The organism is Streptomyces sp. NPDC054863, assembly GCF_053610825.1.
On the sequence record NZ_JBSGZD010000419.1, the window covers coordinates 1 to 5,149 of the forward strand.

The following is a 5,149-nucleotide window of genomic DNA, read 5'->3' on the forward strand; positions in this document are numbered from 1 at the left end:
GCCCCGGAGCGAACCGGGCCGCACGCCCCTCTTTCTCGCGCTCCCGCTCAAATAGCCAGGCATTCCGGATATCTCCCACTATGGTGGCGCTGTGCCACGCCGATTGGGAGAGCTGGAAGACGCCGTCATGACGCGCGTGTGGCAGTGGAACCGTCCCGTCACCGTCCGGGAAGTCCTCGAAGATCTTCAGAAGGACCGGTCCATCGCCTACACCACCGTCATGACCGTAATGGACAATCTCCATCAGAAGGGCTGGGTGCGCAGGGAAGTAGACGGCCGGGCCTATCGATATACCTCGGTCTCCACGAGGGCCGCCTACTCGGCCGCACTGATGAACGAAGCCTGGTCGACCAGTGACAACCCCGCGGCGGCCCTTGTCGCGTTCTTCGGCATGATGTCCGCCGAGCAGCGCGAAGCGCTTCAGGACGCGATGCGTGTCGTGCAACTCCCCGGTGAGAGCGAGAGCGGACCCGGGCGATAGCGTCCGGGCATGGCCCCAGATCGTATTGCGTCGGCAAAAGCCATCACCGTCCGCCGGGCGCGCACCAGTGATGTGCCATCCGTCCGAGCCCTTGTGGACGCCTACGCCCGGCACCGCATCCTCCTCGACAAAGCGAACGTGACGCTTTACGAGGACATCCAGGAGTTCTGGGTCGCGGAACGCGACGAGGACGCCAGGGTGATCGGCTGCGGTGCGCTCCACGTCATGTGGGAAGACCTCGCCGAAGTACGCACTCTCGCCGTCGACCCCGGCTTCAAGGGTTCCGGAGTGGGGCACCAAGTACTGGACAAACTCCTCCAGACCGCCCGCTGGATCGGAGTGCGCCGGGTATTCTGCCTGACCTTCGAAGTCGAGTTCTTCGTGAAGCACGGCTTCGTGGAGATCGGCGAGGCTCCGGTCGACGGAGATGTGTACAGCGAGCTGCTGCGCTCCAATGACGAAGGCGTGGCGGAGTTCCTCGGTCTCGAACGGGTGAAGCCCAACACCTTGGGCAACAGCCGGATGCTTCTGCACCTCTGAACGGTGCTTCTGAACGGGTCTTCTGAACGGCGCCTCTGAACGGCACCTCGGAACAGGTCTCTCAAGCGGCCTGTGAAGCCCGTAACCCTATGTCCGAAACGCGCACGTTTCCCGTGTTCTCGGGGTACTGAACATCCGACAGGGGTTTGTGTTTTCCCAAGAAAAGCGGTTTCCTTTCCGCGTACTGCATTTTCGATGAAAGGAAATCCGGTGGCACAGAAGGTTCAGGTCCTTCTTGTTGACGACCTCGACGGCGTCGAGGCGAACGAGACGGTGACGTTCGCTCTGGACGGCAAGACCTATGAGATCGACCTCACCACCGCGAACGCGGAGAAGCTCCGCGGGCTGCTCGACCCGTACACGAAGAACGGTCGCCGTACGGGTGGCCGCGCCGCGGGTCGTGGCAAGACGCGCGCCGTTTCCGGTGGCAGCCAGAACACGGCCGAGATCCGCAAGTGGGCCAAGGAGAACGACTACGACGTGAACGACCGGGGCCGCGTCCCCGGCCACGTGCGTGAGGCCTACGAGAAGGCCAACGGCTGAGTCTGCCGTTCTTTTGGCAGTCCCGTATTCACGTTGATCAAACGGGCCCGGTGGCATTCTGTCGCTGCAGCAGCCACAAGGCGTACGAGATCGGGGGCGGCTCCGCGGCCCCCGATGCCGGCGAATACCGGAAGCGATTGTTCCCACTCCCGCCCCGGTACCGGGGGCCGCAGCCACAGTGCGGCCCCGCCTTCGGCGGACGGCGCCGTCCCGGGCGGAGCGGGGGCGGCGATCAGGCCGCCCGTGCCGATCGCCCGCAGATCCAGGGCGACGGAGCCCCACTCCAGCCACTCCAGGAGTGACGGCACCTCGTCGGCGCTCCCCGCGGCGACGAGGAGCAGCATCCGCCGCCCCAGCAGTGCGACGGGCCCGGTGGGCCCGATCCGGCGCAGTACGGCGTGGCCCGCGGCGGCCGGCAGCTCCAGTACGTCGAACCGCAGCCCGGTGCGCAGCAGAACCGGTTCTCCGGGAGCGGTGACCGTCGCCCAGCCGAGCTCGTCCTCGTACCAGGGGGCCCACTGCGCGCTGTCGACGGCAGACGGGGCCGGCCGGGGGTGGGGAACGGTGGGAACCATGCCCGGAGCAACTCCCGGAACGACAGGTGGTTACGCTGTGTCGGTCGGCAGATGCGCTCCGTGGGGGAAATGGGGGCGTACGGGAGCATCCGGTGGCGCAAGGATGTTCGCCCGTAGCTGAGGGAACCGGCGTGCGCCGCATGGAGTGTCAGTGCTTGCGGGTAAGACATTCCTAGTGGGGAGGGGCGACACGCACGCGAAGCGGTCCCACGTTCGCCATCGGCGTAGTGGCGATAGGGGTAACTGCTTGGCCTGCGGGAACATCGTCTCGCACCATCGAGTTGACGTAGTTGTCGGCTGTTCAGGCCGGGAGGCAAGAACGGGTGTCGGCAGTTGGAATGAGCTGTCCCGCCCCGCGGGACTAGCATGCGGAAGGACAGGGAGGGGACCGACCCCTTAACTGCCCGACCGCTCTGAGGAGCGAATAACGATGTTCGAGAGGTTCACCGACCGCGCGCGGCGGGTTGTCGTCCTGGCTCAGGAAGAAGCCCGGATGCTCAACCACAACTACATCGGCACCGAGCACATCCTCCTGGGTCTGATCCACGAGGGTGAAGGTGTCGCCGCTAAGGCCCTGGAGAGCCTCGGCATTTCGCTTGAGGCGGTTCGCCAGCAGGTCGAGGAGATCATCGGTCAGGGGCAGCAGGCTCCGTCCGGTCACATTCCCTTCACCCCGCGTGCGAAGAAGGTCCTGGAGCTGTCGCTCCGAGAGGCCCTCCAGCTCGGCCACAACTACATCGGCACCGAGCACATCCTGCTCGGCCTGATTCGCGAGGGCGAGGGCGTCGCCGCCCAGGTCCTGGTGAAGCTGGGCGCCGATCTCAACCGGGTGCGGCAGCAGGTCATCCAGCTGCTCTCCGGCTACCAGGGCAAGGAGACCGCCGCAGCAGGCGGACCTGCCGAGGGCACGCCCTCGACGTCCCTGGTGCTCGACCAGTTCGGCCGGAACCTCACCCAGGCCGCTCGTGAGTCCAAGCTCGACCCGGTCATCGGGCGCGAGAAGGAGATCGAGCGGGTCATGCAGGTGCTGTCCCGCCGCACGAAGAACAACCCGGTCCTCATCGGCGAGCCCGGCGTCGGCAAGACCGCCGTCGTCGAGGGGCTGGCGCAGGCCATCGTCAAGGGCGAGGTGCCCGAGACCCTCAAGGACAAGCACCTCTACACCCTCGACCTCGGTGCGCTCGTCGCCGGTTCCCGCTACCGCGGTGACTTCGAGGAGCGGCTGAAGAAGGTCCTCAAGGAGATCCGCACCCGCGGCGACATCATCCTGTTCATCGACGAGCTGCACACGCTCGTCGGCGCGGGTGCCGCAGAGGGCGCGATCGACGCGGCTTCGATCCTGAAGCCGATGCTGGCCCGCGGTGAGCTCCAGACCATCGGTGCCACCACGCTCGACGAGTACCGCAAGCACCTTGAGAAGGACGCCGCTCTTGAGCGCCGCTTCCAGCCGATCCAGGTGGCGGAGCCCTCGCTCCCGCACACCATCGAGATCCTCAAGGGCCTGCGCGACCGCTACGAGGCCCACCACCGCGTCTCCATCACGGACGAGGCCCTCGTCCAGGCGGCGACGCTGGCGGACCGGTACATCTCGGACCGCTTCCTCCCGGACAAGGCGATCGACCTGATCGACGAGGCCGGATCGCGAATGCGCATCCGCCGGATGACCGCGCCGCCGGACCTCCGCGAGTTCGACGAGAAGATCGCCAATGTCCGCAGGGACAAGGAGTCCGCGATCGACTCGCAGGACTTCGAGAAGGCCGCCTCTCTCCGTGACAAGGAGAAGCAGCTCCTCGCCGCGAAGGCCAAGCGGGAGAAGGAGTGGAAGGCCGGCGACATGGACGTCGTCGCCGAGGTCGACGGCGAGCTCATCGCCGAGGTCCTCGCGACCGCTACCGGCATCCCGGTCTTCAAGCTGACCGAGGAGGAGTCCTCGCGGCTGCTCCGCATGGAGGACGAGCTGCACAAGCGCGTCATCGGTCAGAAGGACGCCATCAAGGCCCTCTCGCAGGCGATCCGCCGTACGCGTGCAGGCCTGAAGGACCCGAAGCGTCCCGGTGGCTCGTTCATCTTCGCCGGTCCGTCCGGTGTCGGTAAGACCGAGCTGTCCAAGACGCTCGCCGAGTTCCTCTTCGGCGACGAGGACGCGCTGATCTCCCTCGACATGTCGGAGTTCAGCGAGAAGCACACGGTCTCGCGTCTCTTCGGTTCGCCCCCCGGCTACGTGGGCTACGAAGAGGGCGGCCAGCTGACGGAGAAGGTGCGCCGCAAGCCGTTCTCGGTCGTCCTCTTCGACGAGGTCGAGAAGGCCCACCCGGACATCTTCAACTCCCTGCTGCAGATCCTGGAGGACGGTCGGCTGACCGACTCCCAGGGCCGCGTCGTGGACTTCAAGAACACGGTCATCATCATGACGACCAACCTGGGTACGCGGGACATCTCGAAGGGCTTCAACCTGGGCTTCGCCGCCCAGGGCGACGTGAAGACGAACTACGAGCGGATGAAGACGAAGGTCAACGAAGAGCTCAAGCAGCACTTCAGGCCCGAGTTCCTCAACCGTGTCGATGACACCGTCGTCTTCCACCAGCTGACCGAGGAAGACATCATCCAGATCGTCGACCTCATGATCGCCAAGGTGGACGAGCGTCTGAAGGACCGCGACATGGGCATCGAGCTGAGCTCGGAGGCCAAGTCGCTCCTCGCCAAGAAGGGTTACGACCCGGTGATGGGCGCCCGGCCGCTGCGCCGGACGATCCAGCGCTCGATCGAGGACATCCTCTCCGAGAAGATCCTCTTCGGTGAGCTGCGCCCCGGTCACATCGTGGTCGTCGGCACCGAGGGCGAGGGTGACGCGAAGGAGTTCACCTTCCGCGGCGAGGAGAAGGCAGCCCTGCCGGACGCCCCGCCGATCGAGTCCGCTGCCGGTGGCAACGGGCCGAACATGACGAAGGACGCGTGACACATCACGCTTGGCGCTTGCGCTGAGATGAGCGTGTGAAGGGGCCCCGGAAAC

At 65.9% G+C, this 5,149-nt stretch carries 5 protein-coding genes; 4 read left to right on the forward strand and 1 reads right to left on the reverse strand.

Annotated elements, in window-relative coordinates; all coding sequences use genetic code 11:
* Positions 1-91 precede the first annotated feature (91 nt).
* From ACWGIG_RS36745 to ACWGIG_RS36755, 3 genes are all read left to right on the forward strand, one after another.
* Positions 92-481 carry a BlaI/MecI/CopY family transcriptional regulator gene (locus ACWGIG_RS36745; protein ID WP_362420252.1) on the forward strand — a complete coding sequence of 130 codons (390 nt, stop codon included), beginning with the start codon at positions 92-94 and terminating at the stop codon, positions 479-481.
* Positions 482-490: 9 nt separating this feature from the next.
* The gene (locus ACWGIG_RS36750) at positions 491-1,021 is read left to right on the forward strand and encodes an amino-acid N-acetyltransferase (RefSeq protein WP_453326059.1); all 531 of its coding nucleotides are present in this window, start codon (positions 491-493) and stop codon (positions 1,019-1,021) included.
* A 210-nt stretch (positions 1,022-1,231) separates the two neighbouring features.
* Positions 1,232-1,564 (forward strand): histone-like nucleoid-structuring protein Lsr2, encoded by a 333-nt coding sequence (locus tag ACWGIG_RS36755; protein WP_453326060.1) that lies wholly within the window; start codon positions 1,232-1,234, stop codon positions 1,562-1,564.
* Here ACWGIG_RS36755 and ACWGIG_RS36760 read toward each other — a convergent pair.
* Positions 1,543-2,139, reverse strand: coding sequence for an SCO3374 family protein (locus ACWGIG_RS36760; RefSeq protein ID WP_453326061.1), 597 nt, complete (start codon positions 2,137-2,139; stop codon positions 1,543-1,545). The two genes, ACWGIG_RS36755 and ACWGIG_RS36760, sit on opposite strands and share 22 nt — an antisense overlap.
* Before the next feature lie 430 nt (positions 2,140-2,569).
* Here ACWGIG_RS36760 and ACWGIG_RS36765 point away from each other — a divergent pair, with 430 nt between their 5' ends.
* Positions 2,570-5,095 (forward strand): ATP-dependent Clp protease ATP-binding subunit, encoded by a 2,526-nt coding sequence (locus ACWGIG_RS36765; protein WP_362420240.1) that lies wholly within the window; start codon positions 2,570-2,572, stop codon positions 5,093-5,095.
* Positions 5,096-5,149 lie beyond the last annotated feature (54 nt).

Excerpts from the sequence above, each read along its gene's own strand:
- ACWGIG_RS36750 (WP_453326059.1), top strand. The coding sequence starts at position 491 with ATGGCCCCAGATCGTATTGCGTCGGCAAAAGCCATCACCGTCCGCCGG.
- ACWGIG_RS36760 (WP_453326061.1), bottom strand. The coding sequence starts at position 2,139 with ATGGTTCCCACCGTTCCCCACCCCCGGCCGGCCCCGTCTGCCGTCGAC.
- ACWGIG_RS36765 (WP_362420240.1), top strand. The coding sequence starts at position 2,570 with ATGTTCGAGAGGTTCACCGACCGCGCGCGGCGGGTTGTCGTCCTGGCT.